We start from the raw sequence: 18928 nt of genomic DNA on the forward strand, positions 1-18928 counted from the left end.
CTGGGCCGGTCGGAGCTCCGGCTCAGCCGCGCAGCAGTGCCTGGCGATGGGCGATCACGCGCTTGAGCTTGGTGAGTCGGCCGGCTTCGAACGGAAGCAGGCCGACGCCGTCGAGCCAGTGGTCTGCGGAGTCGGCGACCCGGGTGAGCGTGCGGTCGATCGTGCGCGCACCGAGGCCGAGGGAGTCGCCGAGCGCTGCGAAGCGAGCGCGGGAGAGGTTCCCGTCGCGTCGACCTCCCAGCGACAGGGCCATCGTGCTGTCGCCGTACACCTGGGAGGAAGGCAGGTCGTAGGCGGGCGAGGGCTGCCAGCGGCCGGAGGCATCGCGCAGGATCGAGAAGTTCTTGGCGTGGGCGTCGCCGTTCCCGCTCAGGTAGGCGAAGGCGATCTGGGCGAGGAACTCCATCGCGGCCGGGCGCGGCGCTTCGCAGCGGGCTGACAGCGCGGCGAGCAGAGTCTCGGTGCTGACGCGGTACTTCGAGGCCGGATGGAGGTCGAGGACCTGGCAGCCGTCCTCGACAGCGAGGGAGGTGGTGGCTCCGTCGACGCCGAGCCTGTCGAATCGGGTGACGGCGAGTCCAGTGGCGCCGGCCCGGTCGTGGACGAGGTCCGCCGTCACGGTCGAGATCCCTGCCTCGCGTGCTGCCGCGATGAAGAAGGCCTCGTTCTCGACGAGATGGCGGAACTCGGGCGGGTTGAGCTTGAGCAGGAACGACGATCCGGCGGTGGCGACCGGCAGGGTGAGCATCGCCGCGCTCACCTTGTCCTGGACGCCGGCCAGCCCGACCCGATCGGCTCTGACGCCGATGCTGCGCAGCACCTCACTGAAGTCAGCCTGGGCGAAGCTCGACAGGGTGAGGAGCGGCTCGACGGCGGTGAGTGGCTCGCCCTCGGGGACGACGCGGACGTCACCGACCGTGTCGGCCCCGATCCCCAGCACCAGGCTGAGCTCGTCGTCAGCGGACGTCTTCACACTGGCGCGCAGCGCAGTCAGGCGCCGCCCCTCTGGGAGGAGACCGGCGAAGTACGTCGGCACCGCACCGCCCCGGGTGGTGACCGGTGCCGCGCTCAGCGGCAGGGTGCTCGCGACGGGGTCGCCGCCCTGGGCGAGCCACTGCGCGGTGTAGGCGAACTCGATCTCGTCGCCGGAGGTACGGGTGAGGTGCGCCGCGAGCAGGCCGCCCTTGTAGACGTCGGCGCGATCGATCGAGGTCGCTCGCGCCAGATCTGACTCGGCCTCGGGGGAGTGCTCACTCATCGGCGGGGCCATCGAGTCGATAGATGGCGGTCAGCTCGGGTGAGACGCCGACGGTCGGGGAGGCCCCGCGGGTCACCTCGAGCCGCAGTCCGAGTGCGTTGAGCACGGCCGTCAGGATCTCGATGCGGACGGGGCGACCGGCCTCGAGGTTGACCACCGCGTTCTGGCCGACCTCGGCCAGATCCGCCAGCTCTGCCTGGCTGAGCCGCAGGTCCAGGCGACGTTCTGCGACCAGCGCGGCCAGCACGCCGTCGCGTTCCACCCGGGCGAGCGGGGTGCGCTGAGACTTTCGCCGGAGGGCCACTGCTTCTCCTCAAACTTTGGGACAAGCAATATTAAGGGCGCAGCGCCGGGGCTGCCAAGGGTGAGGGCTGGCTAAACCTCGGCGTGGCAATGATGAGGGATCAGGAGTGGGGCTCCAGCGCGCCCAGCAGCTGGTCCAACAACCCACGCAGGGTGGCCCCGTCGGCCTCGCTCATCCCCATCGACTCCACCAGTCGGAAGGGGACGTCGGTGACCCGTTCGCGCAGCGCCCAGCCTGCCGGCGTGGCCGAGACCAGGACGCGGCGCTCGTCGTGCGGGTCGCGCTCGCGGCTGACCAGGCCCATCGTCTCCATCCGCTTGAGCAGCGGGGTGAGGGTGCCGGAGTCGAGGTGCAGGCGGGTGCCGAGCTCGCCGACGGTGAGCGGTCCCTCGGCGTCCCACAGGCCGAGCAGGCAGAGGTACTGCGGGTAGGTGAGGCCCGCGTCGGCCAGGAGCTGGGTGTAGCGCCGGGTGACGGCGCGCGAGGCGGCGTACAGCGGCAGGCAGACCTGGTGGTCGAGCTCCAGCTGTGGGTAGTCGGTCACGCCCCCATCCTACGGCGAGATTTTGATTGCACAATTCGATTGTGCACAATACAGTTGTGCACATGACACCTATTTACACCGCCACCGCCGTCGCCACCGGGGACGGCCGCAACGGCCACATCGAGTCCACCGACGGGATCCTCAACGCCGACGTCCGGATGCCGGTCGAGCTCGGCGGCTCCGGGGGAGCGACCAACCCCGAGCAGCTCTTCGCCGCGGGCTACGCCGCCTGCTTCCACTCCGCGCTGCGCCTGGTCGCCCAGCAGGCCGGGGCCGACGTCAGCGAGTCCGAGGTCGTCGCCGACGTCTCGATCGGCACCGTCGAGGGTGGCGGGTTCGGCCTCGCAGTCGCCCTGGAGATCACCCTGCCCCGCGTCGAGCGCGAGCAGGCCGAGGCACTGGTCGCCCAGGCCCACCAGGTCTGCCCGTACTCCAACGCCACCCGCGGCAACATCGAGGTCGCGCTGTCGGTGGCCTGAGCCGCACCCGCGCCGCGGTTCACCTGATCGGAACGGGGCATCGGATCGACCCCCGGTCCGCGCTACCCTGCGGCGCATGGAGCTCACCAACAGCACTGCCATCGTCACCGGTGGCGCGAGCGGGATCGGCGCAGCGAGCGCCCGTGTCCTCTCCGCCGCCGGTGCCACCGTCGTGATCGCCGATCTCAACGCCGCCAAGGGCGAGGAGCTCGCCGCTGAGATCGGCGGCATCTTCATGGCTCTCGACGTCACCAAGACCGAGCAGGTCACCGAGGTCGTCGAGCACGCCGCCAGCATCGCGCCGCTGCGCTCGCTGGTGAACTCGGCCGGCATCGCCAACGGCATCCGCACGATCGGCCGCGACGGCCAGCTCGACAGCGCCTTCCCGCTGGACAAGTTCGCCGCGGTGATCAACGTGAACCTGATCGGCACGTTCGACATGATCCGCCAGGCCGCCACCCTGATGAGCCGCAACGAGCCCGACGCCAACGGCGGCCGTGGCGCGATCGTCAACATGGCCTCCGTCGCCGCCTTCGACGGCCAGATCGGGCAGGCCGCCTACAGCGCCTCCAAGGGCGGCATCGTCGGCCTCACCCTGCCGCTGGCCCGCGACCTGTCGGCCGCCGGCATCCGGGTCAACACCATCGCGCCGGGCCTGATCGACACCCCGATCTACGACTCCTTCCCCGAGCCCGAGGAGTTCAAGGCCAACCTCGGCGCCGGCGTGCTCTTCCCCAAGCGCCTGGGTCGCCCCGACGAGCTGGCCAGCATGGTGCGCGAGCTGATCACCAACGACTACATGAACGGCGAGACGATCCGCGTCGACGCCGGCATCCGGCTCCCCCCGAAGTGACAATAAGGAGTACGTCGGGCACCCCTGCCCGACGTACTCTTGTCGTCTCATGACTTCACGCAAGAACACCACCCGAGCAGGCGCGGCCGAGGACGAGTTCACCCTCGACGCCGAGCTCGACGCCACCGAAGGGTGGGAGGACCGGCTCGACGACGAGCCCGAGTTCGAGCCGTTCGACGACGACGACCCCGAGATCGACCCCACCGTCGGCGCGATGGAGCTGGCCGAGCGGCACGCCCTGCGCCGGGTCGCCGGGCTGCGCACCGAGCTCGAGGACATCACCGAGGTCGAGTACCGCCAGCTGCGCCTAGAGCGCGTCGTGCTCGTCGGGGTGTGGACCAGCGGCACCCAGACCGACGCCGAGAACTCGATGGCCGAGCTCGCCCTGCTCGCCGAGACCGCGGGCTCGGAGGTGCTGGAGGCGATCTACCAGCGCCGCCAGGCACCGGACCCGGCGACGTACATCGGCCGCGGGAAGGTCGAGGCGGTCAAGGAGATCGTCCAGTTCACCGGTGCCGACACCGTGATCTGCGACGGTGAGCTCGCCCCCTCGCAGCTGCGCAACCTGGAGGACAAGGTCGGGGTCAAGGTCGTCGACCGGACCGCCCTGATCCTCGACATCTTCGCCCAGCACGCCAAGTCCCGCGAGGGCCAGGCGCAGGTCGAGCTCGCCCAGCTGACCTACATGAAGCAGCGTCTGCGCGGGTGGGGTGGCAACCTCTCCCGCCAGGCCGGTGGTCGTGTCGCCGGCGGTGCGGGCATCGGCTCGCGTGGTCCCGGTGAGACCAAGATCGAGAACGACCGTCGCCGGATCAACACCAAGATCGCCAAGCTCAAGCGCGACCTGGCCGAGATGAAGGGCACCCGCGACACCAAGCGTCAGGAGCGCCAGCGCAACAAGGTGCCGGCCGTCGCGATCGCGGGCTACACCAACGCCGGCAAGTCCTCCCTGCTCAACCGGCTCACCGGCGCCGGCGTCCTGGTCGAGGACGCCCTCTTCGCGACCCTGGACCCGACCACCCGGCGCACCCAGGCCGCCGACGGCCGGGTCTACACGATGAGCGACACCGTCGGGTTCGTCAGGCACCTGCCCCACCAGCTCGTCGAGGCGTTCCGCTCGACCCTGGAGGAGGTCGCCGACGCCGACCTGATCGTGCACGTCGTGGACGGCTCGCACCCCGACCCCGAGGGCCAGCTCAGCGCCGTGCGTGAGGTCTTCGCCGAGATCGGTGCCGCGAACATCCCCGAGCTGGTCGTGATCAACAAGGCCGACATCGCCGACCCGCTGGTGCTCGGTCGGCTCCAGCGCGCCGAGCCGCACCACGTGGTGGTCTCGGCCCGCACCGGCGAGGGCATCGAGGCGGCGATCAAGGCGGTCGAGGCCGACCTGCCGCGTCCGGCCGTCAGCTTCACCGCACTGGTGCCGTACTCCCGGGGCGACCTGGTCAACCGGATCCACCAGGCTGGGGAGATCGATTCGCTGGAGCACACCGCCGAGGGCACCCTGATCGCCGGGCGGACCTCGGAGGACCTCGCCGCCGACCTGGCCGAGTTCGCGGTCTGAGTCTCTGACCGGGCCTGCCCGGCCTGGTCCGGGCGGTTCGGCGGCTCGGGTCTCGTCGGTGGCGACAGCTAGGATGAACCGGTGAGTGAGTCCCCGGTCCGCACCCTGCTGGCCGAGGCGGTGGAGGGCCTCGGCGGCTCCACCCGCGAGGGCCAGATCCAGATGGCCGAGGCTGTCGGCGCCGCCCTCGTGGATGAGGAGCACTTGATCGTCCAGGCCGGCACCGGCACCGGAAAGTCGCTGGCCTACCTGGTGCCGAGCCTGCTGCACGACAACCGGGTCGTGATCGCCACCGCCACCCTGGCCCTGCAGCACCAGCTCGTCGAGCGCGATCTGCCGCGCCTGATGGGCGCGCTGGAGCACCGCAAGGAGCTCGACACGTCGTACGCCGTGCTCAAGGGCCGCTCCAACTACGCCTGCCTCCACCGGATCCGCGAAGGCGTCCCGGACGACAACGGCACCATGACGATGGACGTCACCGTCGGCGGGATGGCCGGCAAGGTGCTCGAGCTGCGCGAGTGGGCCGAGTCCCAGGCCGAGAGCTCGGACCCGGCCGCGACCGGCGACAAGGACTCCGCTCCGCGCCACACCGAGCGCGAGTGGCGTCAGGTCTCCGTCTCGGCCCGCGACTGCCTGGGTGCCTCGAAGTGCCCCTTCGGGGAGGAGTGCTTCGCCGAGCGGGCCCGCGAGAAGGCCTCGAAGTCGCACCTGGTGATCACCAACCACAGCCTGCTCGCGATCGACGCGATCGAGGGCATCCCGATGATCCCGGAGTACGACGCCGTGGTGATCGACGAGGCCCACGAGCTGGTCGCCCGCGTCACCCAGGCCGCTACCGACGAGCTCAGTGCCGGCGACGTGGAGCGCGCCGCCCGTCGCGCCCGGCGCCACGTCAACGAGTCCCAGGCCGCCGACGAGCTCTCTGAGGCCAGCGATGCCCTCCAGCTGGCGATGGCCGAGACGAACGTCGGTCGGATCGACTCCATCGGCGCCGACCTGCTCGACGCCCTGGCCCGCGTCCGTGACGCCGCCCGCGCCGCCGTCAGCGCCTTCCCGAAGCAGAGCTCGGAGGCCGGCGACAGCGCCGACGCCGGGGTGCAGCAGGCCAAGGGCATGGTCCAGGACATCTTCACCATCGCCGAGCGGATGGCATCGGGCGCCCAGTCCGACGTGCTCTGGCTCAACGACGGCGGCGACCGCGGCGGGTTCCGGCTCTACGTCGCTCCGCTCCAGGTCTGGGGGCAGCTGCGCGACAAGCTCCTCACCGAGAAGACGGTCGTCTTCACCTCGGCCACCCTCAAGCTCGGCGGGGACTTCTCCGCCGTCGCCTCTACCCTCGGACTCAAGCCCGGGGAGCAGGGTCTGGAACAGCGCACCGAGGATGTGCTGCCGTGGAAGGCGCTCGACGTCGGCAGCCCGTTCAACTACGGCCAGCAGGGCATCCTGTACGTCGCCAAGCACCTGCCCGCCCCGGGGCGCGACGGCCTCACCCAACAGCACCTCGACGAGATCGTCGAGCTGATCGACGCCGCCGACGGTCGTGCGCTGGGGCTCTCCTCCAGCCGCCGCGCTGCCGAGCAGGCCGCCGAGCACGTCCGCACCCGGCTGCCGCACCTGACCACCCTGGCCCAGGGCGAGGCCCAGCTCGCCGAGCTGCAGCAGCAGTTCGTCTCCGACCCGCACACCGTGCTGTTCGGCACCCTGACGCTGTGGCAGGGCCTCGACGTCCCCGGCGACACCTGCCAGCTCGTGCTGATCGACAGGATCCCGTTCCCGCGCCCCGACGACCCGCTGATGAGCGCCCGCCAGCGCGCCGCGGACAAGGCCGGCGGCAACGGCTTCATGCAGATCGCGGCGACCCACGCCGCCCTGCTCCTGGCCCAGGGTGCAGGCCGCCTGATCCGGACCACGTCGGACAGGGGAGTGGTGGCGATCCTCGACGCCCGCCTGGCCACCGCCCGCTACGGCGGCTTCCTCAAGGCGAGCCTGCCGCCGATGTGGCCGACAGTGGATCCGGCGATCGCCCGTCAGGCGCTCAAGCGGCTCGCTGCGGGGGCCTGAGCCTCACTGAGCCTCACTGGGCCTCACCGTGCCTCAGTCGCCCGAGCCGCCCAGACAGACGAAGTGCCGGGACCCACCCCCCGTCGCCGTACGGCGACCTCGGGGCAGATCCCGGCACTCGGGGGCCAGGCTCAGGCCTGGATCTTCCACTTCTCCTTGACCCGGTCACGGACCGGCGTACCGCCGCAGGAGTACGAGCTCTGGTTGGTCGAGCAGTCGGTGTAGCGCCGGTTGGCGTTGACCAGGGTCAGCTCGACGTAGGCGATCCGCTTGGACGAGAACGCGATCTTGATCGCGCCGTTGCCCAACTTGTTGAGCTTGATCGACTTCACCGTCGCGCGACCGTTGCGCTGCACGATGGTCACCAGCGCCACCGAACCGGCGCTGCGGTTGGCCATGTCGACGCTGATCTTGGCGCGACGGTTGCCCGGCGAGATCTTCTTCGGCTTGAACCGGAACGTCGCCGAGGCGAGGTGGTTGATCTTCACCGTGCCGGAGCGCTTGGCCTTCTTGCGCAGCGTGAAGGTGCGGTTGGCCGAGGCCACCGGGTAGGCACCGCCACCGAGGTACGACGACGGGCGCCGGTTCGCCGCAGCGAACTGTCCGTAGGTGGTGGCGAAGTCGAGACGGCGGGCGGCCAGCGCGGAGGCGATCGCCTGCATCGAGTACTGGTCGGCGCCCAGGCTGTCGGCGCGCTGCCACATGTTCAGCACCAGGTTCGGCATCGAGCCGGTGCGGGCAGTGCTGCGCTTGGTGAGGTACTCGAAGTAGATCCAGTCGGCGTACTGCAGCAGGCCGCGGTTGCCGCCGTAGGTGTCCAGCGAGGTCGACGGGTAACGCAGCTGGCTGTAGGGCAGGTACTGCCGGTTGTCCGGGATCCCCGGGTAGACCTGGCGCTCGGCCCAGGTCGCGGTCGCCTCCATGAACCAGGCGTCCTCGAAGGAGTCGTAGGCGAACTGGGTGGCGTGGAAGTACTCGTGCGCCGCGGTCACCTTGAGCATGTCGGCCGGGGTCTCGCCGGCGTAGGTGGCGCGGTACTGGGAGAGCGCGAAGTCGTTGTCCAGGACGCAGAACGCCGGCACGGCGCCGGCCCCACGGGCCGGGTAGTAGACCAGGCGGCCGTCGTCGTCGAGGTCGAAGGCGCAGTAGCCGTAGATCCCGGTGCCGCCCAGGTCCTCGAGGTAGATGTCGGTCGCCGAGGAGCCGCCCCAGTTGGTCGGCCGGCCGTAGTAGCGGGAGTACGGGTTGGTCACGTAGGAGGCGTCGGCGACCGGCTTGCGGTAGCCCGAGCGCTGGTACGTGGTGGTGATCTGGGACAGCACCGGCAGCACGGTGCCCTGGGCCCAGGCGGTGTTGGTGATGTCGGCGCTCTTGCCGGTCGCGGCCGCGCTGGTCGCCCAGTGCAGGCAGAGGTTGTCGGTGCACTGGCTCGCGGTGCCGCCCTGGCCGTCGTCCCACGGACGCTGGTAGGACGCCAGGCTGGAGCCCGCCGGGGCGCGGCCCGCGGCGTTGAGCCGCAGCGCGAGGTCACGCAGGGCCAGCGTCGGGTCGGCAGCGGTGGTGGTCTGCTGCCGGGCGGCGGCCCGCGACTTCGGAGCGAACAGGTCGGTGACGGTGGACTGCGCCTCGGCGGCAGCGGCCCGGTCCGAGGCGGTGACCGAGTCGGCCGCGGCACCTCCGGTGAGGAGATCGGCGCTGCCGCCGTCCTCTCCGGTCAGCGAGGGTGAGGCCACCCGCGGGTTCGCTGAGGGCTCGGCCCACGCGCTGAGAGTAGGACCACAGACGAGGGCGATCGCGGTGACCGCGACCAGACCGAGACGACGCATGGCCCTGACTATAGGCACTCGACCTGTCAGGACCATCACAGCCGCGACCGGCCCTCCCAGCCGCCGGCCGGCGCGCCGACGCCGAAGTACGCCCCGATCGTGGGTGCGACATCGAGGGTGCTGGCCAGCTCCGAGCGGACCGCGGCATTCGCCACCGCACCGCCGGTGAGGAAGAACGGGATCGGCCGGGTGGTGGGGTGTCCGTGGTTGCCCGGGATCGGGTTGGAGACCAGTGTCGGGTCACTGAACCGCCAGCCGGCGCGGGCGTAGGCGACCAGGTCGCCGCCGGCCGCACCGAGGCGCAACTCGGCCGGCGTGTGCACGCTCAGCACGCCCTTCGTCGCCTCGGCTGCCGCCCGCATCGCCGCGAGACCGGCGGTCTTCGCGCTCGCCGGGCCGGTCCAGTAGATCAGGTCGGCACCGCCGTTGTCGGCGATCTGGAACCGTCCCTTCAGGGTGCTGTCCTTGGTGAAGACCGAGGTCAGCGAGACCACGTTCTGCGCGGCCGACCAGTCCATCGAGTGGTCGGCGAGGACGATCACCAGCGCGTCGTCCCAGTGCCCGGTCGACTTCAGTGCGGTGACGAACTGCTTGACCACCTGGTCGGTGGACCCGAGCACCAGGCGGCGCACCACCGGCAGCGACGTACCGCCGGTGAGGAACTCGGTGAGACCGGCGCTCAGATCGGCATGACCGAACCGATCGATATCCCCGAGATTGATGAACAGGAGGTGGGGATCCTGGGCCTTGATCATCGAGATCGCCGCCGGCATGGTTAGGGCGTCGACCTCGTGGTTCGTGATCGGCAGCGTCAGGGTCGGCTCCCACTGGTAGGTCGCCTGGCCCAGGAACGCGTTGTAGAGGTAGGTCTTGGACAGCACCGTCCCGGTGCGCAGCCCGCGGGCGTCGAGCTGGGCCAGGATGGTGGCGCCCTTGCTGGCCGCCAGCCCGGCGGCGAGATCACGGTCGTCGGCGTCCCGGGTGGCGCCGGTGGTGGGGTCGTAGATGGTGTTGGCCGGCACGCCGTTGCGGTCGGGGTGCACCCCGGTCATCATCATCACGTGATTGGGGATCGTCTCCATGATCGGCTGGGAGACGGCGCGCGGGTAGCGCGTCCCGGCGTCGCGCAGCGCCGTCAGCGTCGGCGTGATGCCGAGGTCGAGCTCCTCGGGGCGGGTGCCGTCCAGGACCAGCACGTAGCACCGCTTGGCGGTGCTGGCCGCGGCTGCCGGACGGGCCCCGGCGGCCTGGGCTGCCGCCGAGACCGCGATCCCCGCCGCGCCCACCTTCAGCAACGTACGTCGACCCGTGGCGATCTGGGCCAGCCCGCGGCTGAAGCCCGCAGGGTCGGTGGTGTGGGTGTGGCTCATGCCGTCGGCCCTCCAGCCACAGGGGCCGCGACCTGGCGCACCTGTCCGGTTCCGGTGCGGGTCTCCCAGGAGGTCGCCCAGGTGATCGTGGCCTTGCGGTCGGCGCGGTCGGAGATGAACCACCAGTCGCACTGCACCCGTGCCGGGGTGATGTCGACGACCATGAAGCCGTGGTTGTTGAAGTCGAGGTACTTCACGTGCGGGTTGGCCAGCCGCACCGCTGAGGCGGCCAGCTGCCCGGCGGCGAGGCCGGTCGGGGTGCCGGCCTGGCTGGGGATGTAGTCCTTGATGTTGTTCGAGGTGATCGACGGGCCGACGAACTCCACCCCGGCGGTGCCGCCGAGCAGGGCGTAGAGGTTCGCGTTGGCGACCGGGTAGGGCAGCTCGTTGCACCACGAGGTGTGGATGTCCCCGGTGAGGAAGACGACGTCGCGCACGCCCTGGTCGACGATGTGGTCGAACAGCTCGGTGCGATCGGCGGTGTAGCCGTCCCACTGGTCGGTGTTGAGGCCCTGCGGGTTGGGCAGGTAGGCGCCGCCGCCGAGGCCGTTGAGCAGGTCCTGGACGCTGGCGGGCAGGCTGAGGACCTGGAGCGGGGCGATCGTCACCGGGTTGCCGACCAGGCGCCACTGGGCGGCGGTCGGGGTGAGCCCCTGTTTCAGGAAGGCCATCTGCGCGGCACCGGTGATGGTCCGGTCCGGGCTGGTGGTCGCCGGGCTGGCGGCACTGACCTGCTCGTCGCGGTAGGAGCGCAGGTCGAGCATGGTGAGCTCGGCGAGCTGGCCGAAGCCGAACCGGCGGTAGATCGTGGTCCCGTCGCCCACGGTCGCGGTCCCTTCGAGCCGGACCGGCATCCACTCGTCGTACGCCTTCATCGCGGCGGCCTTGCGGGTCGCCCACGCGCCCTCGGTCGCCGGGGTGTGGTTGGCGGCGCCGTCCTTCCAGGAGTTGTCGGCGCTCTCGTGGTCGTCCCAGGTGCTGATCATCACGTAGCGCTGGTGCAACGCGGCGAGGTCGGGATCCTGCTTGTACTGGGCGTGCCGCTGTCGGTAGTCGCTCAGCGACACCATCTCGCGCGCCGGCACGTGGGCGCGGATATCGACGTCGTCGGCGCCGTAGCCGTACTGGCCGGGGGCGTACTCGTAGACGTAGTCGCCCAGGTGCAGCACCGCGTGCAGGTCGTCGCGCTCGGCCAGGTGCCGGTACGCGCTGAACCAGCCGGCCTGCAGGTTCGCGCAGCTCACCACCCCCAGGCGCAGGTGGGTCGGGGTCGCGCTCGGCGCCGGCGCGGTGCGGGTGCGGGCGATGGGGGAGACCTGGGCGGTGCGCCACGGGCCCTGGAAGACGAAGCGGAAGAAGTACGTCGTGTCCGGGGCGAGTCCGGTCACGTCGAGCTTGACGGTGTGGTCGCGGGAGGCGTCGGTGGTGACGCTGCCCGAGCGGAGCACCCGGCGGAAGGTGCGGTCGGTGGCGACGTGCCACAGCACCGTCGCGGTCGGGCCGGCGCCGGAGCCGGGGGTGGCCTCGGGGCTCGGCGTGACCCGGGTCCACAGCACCACCCGGTCGGGCAGCGGGTCACCGGAGGCGAGGCCGTGGGCGAAGAACGTGTGGGTGGCCGGGGGCGCCTTCGGGTTGGGCGGCGGGACGACAGCGGTGCTGGGGCCGCCCGGTGTGGCGAGGATCCCGCCGTGGGCGCGGTGCAGGCGGGCCAGCTCGCGCCGGTGCCGGCCGATCTCGGCACGCAGGCGTCGGCGGGCCGCGGCGCGGTGGGTGCGTTCGAGGCGCCAGGCGTCGTAGGCCAGGTGCTCGTGCAGCCAGCGGTGCCGGGCGCGCACCGAGCGGGGCAGGCCGGACTCGGCGAGGTCCGAGTGCCAGACCGGCTGGTAGCGACGTTTCCACCGTGCGAACGAGATCACGCGCCCTCAACGACTTCGCCCCCGTCGACGTGACGGGGGCGAAGGTGAACGTTTCGTGACCGCCCGATGAGGGGGCGACGCTCAGGTCACAAGCTCCGCAAGACCGCGGTGACCTTGCCCAGGATCGTGGCGTGGGTGCCGTCGATCGGCTCGTACGCCGGGTTGTGCGGCATCAGCCAGACGTGGCCGTCCTTGCGCTGGAAGGTCTTGACCGTCGCCTCGCCGTCGATCATCGCAGCGACGATCTCGCCGTTGTTGGCGGTCGGCTGGCTGCGCACCACGACGTAGTCACCGTTGCAGATCGCCGCGTCGATCATCGAGTCGCCGCGGACCTCGAGCATGTAGAGCTCGCCGTCGCCGACGAGCTCCTTGGGCAGCGGCATCACGGTCTCGGTGTGCTGCTCGGCGAGGATCGGGCCACCGGCCGCGATCCGTCCGACGAGCGGCACGTATTGGGCCGGCGGGGCGGTGTCGCCGATGTCGGTCTGGTCGAGGTCGGAGTCGTCGGCCGAGCCCATCGCCTTGCGGGCCGCCATCACCTCGGGCAGGAAGACCTCGAGCGCGCGCGGCCGGTGCGGGTCGCGGCGCAGGAAGCCCTTCTCCTCGAGGACACGGAGCTGGTGCGCCACCGAGCTGGTGGAGGTGAGCCCGACCGCCGCGCCGATCTCCCGCATGCTCGGCGGGTAACCACGCTGTTCGATCGAGTCCTTGAGGGTGGCGAGGATGCGCTGTTGACGCGGGGTGAGGCCCGTGGCGTCGGCCGGCCCGTCCGGCAGTTCGGCGATCTTCTTGCTCATGGGCAGGACTCTAGCGCCTGTGTTCGAAAAAATGTTCGATGACACGCTTGTCATTGTTCGAACACGTGATCTAGTCTCGTACATGTGTTCGATCGAACGTGTGATCGAACGCGGTGGAGGAAGCGATCGACAGCTTTTGTCGGTGGTCACCTCTAGAACTGAGTCAGACAGCAGCAACGCCTACTTCCCCAGGAGCTTCCGATGACCACGATGACCCTCAGCCCCCAGACCCGCATGATCCCGGCCTCGACCCGCCCGGTTCGCCGGTCCAGCGCTACCCAGGTCCGCCTCACCCGGCGTGGTCGCGTCGTCGTCCTGGGAAGCGGTCTGCTGCTCTCGCTCGGTCTCGGTCTCGGCCTGGCGGCCAACTCCACGGCGACCGAGCGGCCGGACTCGCTCGCGACGATCACTGTCGCGCCGGGGGAGACCCTGTGGAGCATCGCGGGATCGGTGGCCGTCGATGGTCACACCGGTGACATGGTGGAGCAGATCAAGGCGCTCAACCACCTCCACGGCGGTTCGCTCCAGGCGGGTCAGACCCTGCGCGTGCCCAGCGCCCACTGACTTCGCGCGGGCCCGGACGCCTGCGCGCATGAATCACAACTGAATAGTGACTTCCTGTCGGGTGACTCGACCCCGCTCGGCGGGATCTACGGGAAGACGAGGGGTGTGGCGCCGAAAGGGAAGACGGCGCTGCGCCCCTCGTTCCGTCCCCTCATGTCGCGGCTCGTGGCTTCGGCCCGTCGCCTCAGCGGGCTGCGCGCTTGCCGCCCTTGGCGTGGCCGCCTGCGGCCGGCGCCTCGGTGGTCCCGCTCGCGGTGTCACCGACCGGCCGCGTCGACTGGGCCCGCATCGACTGCGTGAGCAGCACCAGACAGCCGAAGAGTGCGGCGACGGCGCCGACGGTCATCAGACCGGCCCACCACCAGTCGCTGTGGTCGCCGCTGCGCGCCTGGGAGCCGAAGTGGATGGCGGCCCAGACCAGATATGCCCACAGCACGAGTGCTGCCACGCCTGCGCCCGCCAACGCGATCGCACGGGGCGGAAGGGACCGCTTCGGCCGTGCTCCTGCCCGCTTTCCATGACCGCCCACGAGGCCATTGTGCCTAATGGCCGGGTGGTTCACGCGCGAAGGTGACGACATGTGCGCGCTCACTTGACTCGTGCCGCAGGGGCGGGGTTAGGGTTACCACTACATCTAGTACTTACAGGGATGTAGTTCTCCACATCTAGTTCACAGAGCGGGGCTAGATGTGCACACCTGAACCGGCTTTTGCACAGGTTCGTCCACAGATTCGTCCACATTCGGCCAGAGCCGGAGGGTGGGCGACCGCCATGAGAAGGAGTTGAGACCACGATGCACTGCCCCTACTGCCGGCACACCGACACCAAGGTCCTCGACTCCCGGGTCGCGGACGACGGCGGCTCGATCCGCCGACGTCGTACCTGCCAGAGCTGCGAGAAGCGCTTCACCACGGTCGAGCTGATGCAACTCACCGTGCTCAAGCGCAGTGGCGCCACCGAGCCGTTCACTCGGGACAAGGCGATCGCCGGAGCGCGCAAGGCGTGCAAGGGCCGCCCGGTCACCGAGGACGCCCTGGCCTGCCTGGGCCAGGAGGTCGAGGACGCGCTGCGCGCCGCCGGTGCCGCCGAGATCCCCGCCCACGACGTGGGCATGGCGATCCTCGGCCCGCTCCGCAAGCTCGACGAGGTCGCGTACCTCCGCTTCGCCAGTGTCTACCGACAGTTCGAGTCGGCCGACGACTTCGCAGATGAGATCGCGATGCTGCGCTCCGAGCGCGCTCCGATCGATCCCGCCTCGATCCCTGAGGCGGAGATGCTCACCCCGGTCTCACCGGGCTGAGCCCCAGGCCGGGCCGGGCAGGTTGTGGGGAAGCGACCTGCCCGGCCCTACCAACGCACACGCACCACCCAGCATCACCGCAGTACCAGCGGCATGAGCCATCACCAATCACCACCACCAGACGGGACTGAGGAATGACCGAGGGATCGATCGACACCGCGAACGGGACGGCCGGATCGGCCGGCGCGGGCCTGACCATCGAGCGGGTGTTCAGCACCGAGGGTGTGCACCCGTATGACGAGATCACCTGGGAGCGACGCGACGTCGTTCAGAAGAACTGGAAGACCGGCGACACCGTCTTCGAGCAGCTGGGTGTGGAGTTCCCCGACTTCTGGTCGGTCAACGCGTCCACCATCGTCACCACGAAGTACTTCCGCGGCGCCGTCGGCACCCCGCAGCGTGAGTGGAGCCTCAAGCAGCTGATCGACCGGGTGGTCGACACCTACACGCAGGCGGGCGCCGACCACGGCTACTTCGCCTCCGAAGAGGACGCGATCGTCTTCGAGCACGAGCTCAAGTGGCTGCTCGTCCACCAGTACTTCGCGTTCAACTCCCCGGTCTGGTTCAACGTCGGCACCGAGGCTCCGCAGCAGGTCTCGGCCTGCTTCATCCTGTCGGTCGACGACTCGATGGACTCGATCCTGAACTGGTACAAGGAAGAGGGCTTCATCTTCAAGGGCGGCTCCGGCGCCGGCCTCAACCTCTCCCGCATCCGCTCCTCCAAGGAGCTGCTCACCTCCGGCGGCACCGCCTCGGGTCCGGTCAGCTTCATGCGCGGCGCCGACGCCTCGGCCGGCACGATCAAGTCCGGTGGCGCGACCCGTCGTGCGGCCAAGATGGTCGTCCTCGACGTGGACCACCCCGACATCGTCGAGTTCGTCGAGACCAAGGCCCGCGAAGAGGACAAGATCCGCGCCCTGCGCGACGCCGGCTTCGACATGGACCTGGGCGGCAAGGACATCACGTCCGTGCAGTACCAGAACGCCAACAACTCCGTCCGCGTCACCGACGAGTTCATGCGCGCCGTCGAGGAGGGCAAGTCCTTCGCCCTGCGCGGTCGCCAGCACGGTGAGGTGATCGAGGAGATCGACGCCCGCGAGCTGTTCCGCAAGATCGCCGTCGCTGCCTGGGAGTGCGCCGACCCGGGCCTCCAGTACGACGACACCATCAACGACTGGCACACCAACCCCGAGACCGGCCGGATCACCGCGTCCAACCCGTGCTCGGAGTACATGTCGCTGGACAACTCCTCGTGCAACCTGGCCAGCCTTAACCTGCTCAAGTTCCTCACCGACGACGACCAGTTCGACGTGGTGCGGTTCCAGAAGGCCTCCGAGCTGGTCTTCACCGCGATGGACATCTCCATCTCGTTCGCCGACTTCCCGACCGAGGCGATCGGCCGCACCACGCGTGACTACCGCCAGCTGGGCATCGGCTACGCCAACCTCGGCGCGCTGCTGATGGCCCTCGGCCTCGGCTACGACACCGAGGGTGGCCGCACCCTGGCCGCCGCCATCACCTCCCTGATGACCGGTGCCGGCTACAAGCGCTCCGCCGAGCTCGCCGGCGTCGTCGGCCCGTACGCCGGCTACGCCCGCAACGCCGAGGCGCACAAGCGCGTCATGCGCAAGCACCAGGCCGCCAACGACCAGGTCCGCTCGGTCAACTCGGTCGACGCCCCGGTGATCAAGGCCGCCGAGAAGGCCTGGGCCGACGTCGTCGCCATCGGCGCCGAGAACGGCTTCCGCAACGCTCAGGCGTCGCTGCTCGCCCCGACCGGCACCATCGGCTTCATGATGGACTGCGACACCACCGGCATCGAGCCCGACTTCTCGCTGGTGAAGTTCAAGAAGCTCGTCGGCGGCGGCTCGCTCCAGATCGTCAACCTCACCATCCCTCGCGCGCTCAAGAAGCTGGGCTACCTCGACGAGCAGGTCGAGGCGATCGTCGACTACATCGCCGAGAACGGCCACGTCGTCGACGCGCCCGGTCTCAAGACCGAGCACTACGAGGTCTTCGACACCGCGATGGGCAAGCGCTCGCTGGCCCCGATGGGTCACGTTCGGATGATGGCTGCCACGCAGCCCTTCCTGTCGGGTGCCATCTCCAAGACGGTCAACCTGCCGGAGTCGGCCACGGTCGAGGAGATCGAGGACGTCTACCTCCAGTCGTGGAAGCTCGGCCTCAAGGCCACCGCCATCTACCGCGACAACTGCAAGGTCGGCCAGCCGCTGTCGGACGCCAAGGGCGACAACAACGGTCAGGACAACGCCGCGCCCAAGGCCGCTGCTGCGCCCGAGGCCGAGGTCGTGGAGAAGGTCGTCGAGAAGATCGTCTACGCCCCGACCCGCAAGCGTCTGCCGAAGTCCCGCGTCTCGCGCACCACCTCCTTCACGGTCGGCGGCGCCGAGGGCTACATGACCTCCGGTGCGCACGAGGACGGCCAGCTCGGCGAGGTCTTCCTCAAGCTCGGCAAGCAGGGCTCGACCCTGGCCGGCGTGATGGACGCCTTCTCGATCGCCGTCTCGATCGGCCTGCAGTACGGCGTCCCGCTGGAGACCTACGTCTCGAAGTTCACCAACCTGCGCTTCGAGCCCGCCGGTCTCACCGACGACCCCGACGTGCGGATGTCGCAGTCCCTGATGGACTACGTCTTCCGTCGCCTGGCCCTGGACTACCTGCCGTTCGAGCAGCGTGCCGCCCTCGGCATCTACACCGCCGACGAGCGCCAGCGCTACCTCGAGACCGGCTCGTACGAGCCCCTGGAGGAGACCGGCAGCGCTGCTGAGCTGCTGGCCGCCCCCGAGGCCCCGGCCCACGCCGAGGTGCTGACCAAGGACGAGCTCGACGTCGTCGAGACGCCTGCGGAGGAGTCCGTCACCGCGGCCGCCACCGAGGCGCCCAAGGCGGCCCACACCACCGCCGAGCTCCTCGAGCTGATCAGCGGCTCGGCCATCGACAGCCCGCTGTGCTTCACCTGCGGCACGAAGATGCGTCCCGCCGGCTCCTGCTACGTCTGCGAGGGCTGCGGCTCGACCAGCGGTTGCAGCTGATCTGAGCGATCACATCACGCCGAACGGCGGTCACCCTTCTGGGGTGGCCGCCGTTCGGCGTCTCCGGGCATGAGTGGTGGCCTCGCCCGGATCCGGTGCGGCACGTGCCACAGTGGCGGGGTGAGCGACGAGCTGGCAGCGATCTCCTGGCCGATCAGCACCGAGCGGCTCACGCTGCGCCGGGTGCGGGTCGGCGATGCGGCGCTGGTGTGGCCGTGGCGTCGGCTGCCGGAGTCCTACGCCTGGGTGACCCATGCGGCGACCAGCCGGGAGGCGTTCGCCGAGCGGTTCGAGAGCCCTGAGGGGCTGCGCTCACGGCTCGTGATCGACCTTGAGGGGCGGATCGTCGGCGACCTGATGGTGCGGATCGGCGACGCCTGGGGGCAGACCGAGGTGCGGGACCGGGCGGCGCGGACCGAGGCCGAGCTGGGCTGGAGCCTGGATCCGGCGTACGGCGGGCGAGGGATCGCGACCGAGGCGGTGGCGGCGGTGATCGACCGCTGCTTCACCGATCTGGGCCTGCGCCGGGTGACGGCGGCCTGCTTCGCTGCCAACGAGCCGTCGTGGCGGCTGATGGAGCGGCTCGGGATGCGACGTGAGCAGCACGGTGTCCGGGACTCCCTGCACCGGTCGGGGGACTGGATGGACGGGCTCACCTATGCGCTGCTGGCCTCGGAGTGGCCCGTCTCCCAGCCGTGACTCGGCCCTGACCGAGTGGCCTGAGCCGAGCCCGATCCTCGGCGTGTCGCCGACCCCAGGGCGGTCCACGTCCCCCAGATAGGGGAAGTCCGTCCTGAACCCTCGATCGGCCGAACCCGGCCGGTGACGATGGCGCCCGCGCGGGGGAGCGCGATCGACTCGGGGAGTGGTGCATGTCAGGGCGCGTCGGATCGGCGACCGTGGAGTGGTGTCGGTCTAGACCTGCGACACGTTTTTCGGCATCAGCGGGCGCAACTGCTGGCCGTGCCCCGCTCAGATCGACCGAATGTGAGATAGATCACATTTGTCGTGCGTGGAGATTCAGCGGGAGCCCCGTTGG

The 18928-nt window shown here is 70.0% G+C and carries 16 protein-coding genes; 8 read left to right on the forward strand and 8 right to left on the reverse strand.

The features are described from left to right. Window positions 1–22 precede the first annotated feature (22 nt). The 3 genes from Q1V88_RS03440 to Q1V88_RS03450 all read right to left on the reverse strand — a co-directional run bounded on the left by Q1V88_RS03440 (window position 23) and on the right by Q1V88_RS03450 (window position 2106). Window positions 23–1258 carry a HipA domain-containing protein gene (locus tag Q1V88_RS03440; protein WP_300677909.1) on the reverse strand — a complete coding sequence of 412 codons (1236 nt, stop codon included), beginning with the start codon at window positions 1256–1258 and terminating at the stop codon, window positions 23–25. Then, a complete protein-coding gene (locus Q1V88_RS03445) occupies window positions 1251–1562 on the reverse strand; it encodes a helix-turn-helix domain-containing protein (RefSeq protein ID WP_300677912.1) in 312 nt (103 codons plus the stop codon). Before Q1V88_RS03445 ends, Q1V88_RS03440 begins: the two co-directional genes overlap by 8 nt. Before the next feature lie 100 nt (window positions 1563–1662). After that, a complete protein-coding gene (locus tag Q1V88_RS03450; protein WP_300677915.1) occupies window positions 1663–2106 on the reverse strand; it encodes a MarR family transcriptional regulator in 444 nt (147 codons plus the stop codon). A 62-nt stretch (window positions 2107–2168) separates the two neighbouring features. Between Q1V88_RS03450 and Q1V88_RS03455 the strand changes: the two genes are divergently transcribed. From Q1V88_RS03455 to Q1V88_RS03470, 4 genes are all read left to right on the forward strand, one after another. Beyond that, window positions 2169–2585 (forward strand): organic hydroperoxide resistance protein, encoded by a 417-nt coding sequence (locus Q1V88_RS03455; protein WP_300677918.1) that lies wholly within the window; start codon window positions 2169–2171, stop codon window positions 2583–2585. A 76-nt stretch (window positions 2586–2661) separates the two neighbouring features. Then, window positions 2662–3438 carry an SDR family oxidoreductase gene (locus Q1V88_RS03460; protein ID WP_300677921.1) on the forward strand — a complete coding sequence of 259 codons (777 nt, stop codon included), beginning with the start codon at window positions 2662–2664 and terminating at the stop codon, window positions 3436–3438. Window positions 3439–3487: 49 nt separating this feature from the next. Further along, complete coding sequence (gene hflX, locus Q1V88_RS03465) at window positions 3488–5002, forward strand: GTPase HflX (RefSeq protein ID WP_300677924.1); 1515 nt, start codon at window positions 3488–3490, stop codon at window positions 5000–5002. An 81-nt stretch (window positions 5003–5083) separates the two neighbouring features. After that, the gene (locus Q1V88_RS03470; protein WP_300677926.1) at window positions 5084–7063 is read left to right on the forward strand and encodes an ATP-dependent DNA helicase; all 1980 of its coding nucleotides are present in this window, start codon (window positions 5084–5086) and stop codon (window positions 7061–7063) included. Between the two features lie 131 nt (window positions 7064–7194). Here the strand turns inward: Q1V88_RS03470 and Q1V88_RS03475 are convergent, their stop codons facing one another. The 4 genes from Q1V88_RS03475 to lexA all read right to left on the reverse strand — a co-directional run bounded on the left by Q1V88_RS03475 (window position 7195) and on the right by lexA (window position 12972). Continuing rightward, entirely contained in the window at window positions 7195–8889 is a 1695-nt protein-coding gene (locus Q1V88_RS03475) for an MXAN_6640 family putative metalloprotease (RefSeq protein WP_300677929.1), read from the reverse strand. A gap of 35 nt (window positions 8890–8924) precedes the next feature. Continuing rightward, window positions 8925–10259 carry an alkaline phosphatase family protein gene (locus Q1V88_RS03480; RefSeq protein WP_300677930.1) on the reverse strand — a complete coding sequence of 445 codons (1335 nt, stop codon included), beginning with the start codon at window positions 10257–10259 and terminating at the stop codon, window positions 8925–8927. Further along, window positions 10256–12175, reverse strand: a complete 1920-nt coding sequence (locus Q1V88_RS03485; RefSeq protein ID WP_300677932.1) for an alkaline phosphatase D family protein — start codon at window positions 12173–12175, stop codon at window positions 10256–10258. Before Q1V88_RS03485 ends, Q1V88_RS03480 begins: the two co-directional genes overlap by 4 nt. Before the next feature lie 86 nt (window positions 12176–12261). Beyond that, window positions 12262–12972, reverse strand: coding sequence for a transcriptional repressor LexA (gene lexA / locus Q1V88_RS03490; protein WP_300677935.1), 711 nt, complete (start codon window positions 12970–12972; stop codon window positions 12262–12264). Between the two features lie 201 nt (window positions 12973–13173). On the opposite strand from lexA, the gene Q1V88_RS03495 reads away from it, so the two are divergent. Then, window positions 13174–13536, forward strand: a complete 363-nt coding sequence (locus Q1V88_RS03495; protein ID WP_300677938.1) for a LysM peptidoglycan-binding domain-containing protein — start codon at window positions 13174–13176, stop codon at window positions 13534–13536. 184 nt (window positions 13537–13720) lie between these two features. Here Q1V88_RS03495 and Q1V88_RS03500 read toward each other — a convergent pair whose 3' ends face one another. Next, complete coding sequence (locus Q1V88_RS03500; protein ID WP_300677941.1) at window positions 13721–13984, reverse strand: hypothetical protein; 264 nt, start codon at window positions 13982–13984, stop codon at window positions 13721–13723. 345 nt (window positions 13985–14329) lie between these two features. On the opposite strand from Q1V88_RS03500, the gene nrdR reads away from it, so the two are divergent. The 3 genes from nrdR to Q1V88_RS03515 all read left to right on the forward strand — a co-directional run bounded on the left by nrdR (window position 14330) and on the right by Q1V88_RS03515 (window position 18588). Further along, window positions 14330–14836: a transcriptional regulator NrdR gene (nrdR, locus tag Q1V88_RS03505; protein ID WP_300677943.1), complete on the forward strand. Its 507-nt coding sequence runs from the start codon at window positions 14330–14332 to the stop codon at window positions 14834–14836. Between the two features lie 134 nt (window positions 14837–14970). Then, window positions 14971–17889 carry a vitamin B12-dependent ribonucleotide reductase gene (locus tag Q1V88_RS03510; RefSeq protein WP_300677946.1) on the forward strand — a complete coding sequence of 973 codons (2919 nt, stop codon included), beginning with the start codon at window positions 14971–14973 and terminating at the stop codon, window positions 17887–17889. A gap of 120 nt (window positions 17890–18009) precedes the next feature. Then, window positions 18010–18588 carry a GNAT family protein gene (locus Q1V88_RS03515; protein ID WP_300677949.1) on the forward strand — a complete coding sequence of 193 codons (579 nt, stop codon included), beginning with the start codon at window positions 18010–18012 and terminating at the stop codon, window positions 18586–18588. The last annotated feature ends 340 nt before the right edge of the window (window positions 18589–18928 follow it).

This window comes from Nocardioides sp. (assembly GCF_030150155.1).
GTDB lineage: Bacteria > Actinomycetota > Actinomycetes > Propionibacteriales > Nocardioidaceae > Nocardioides.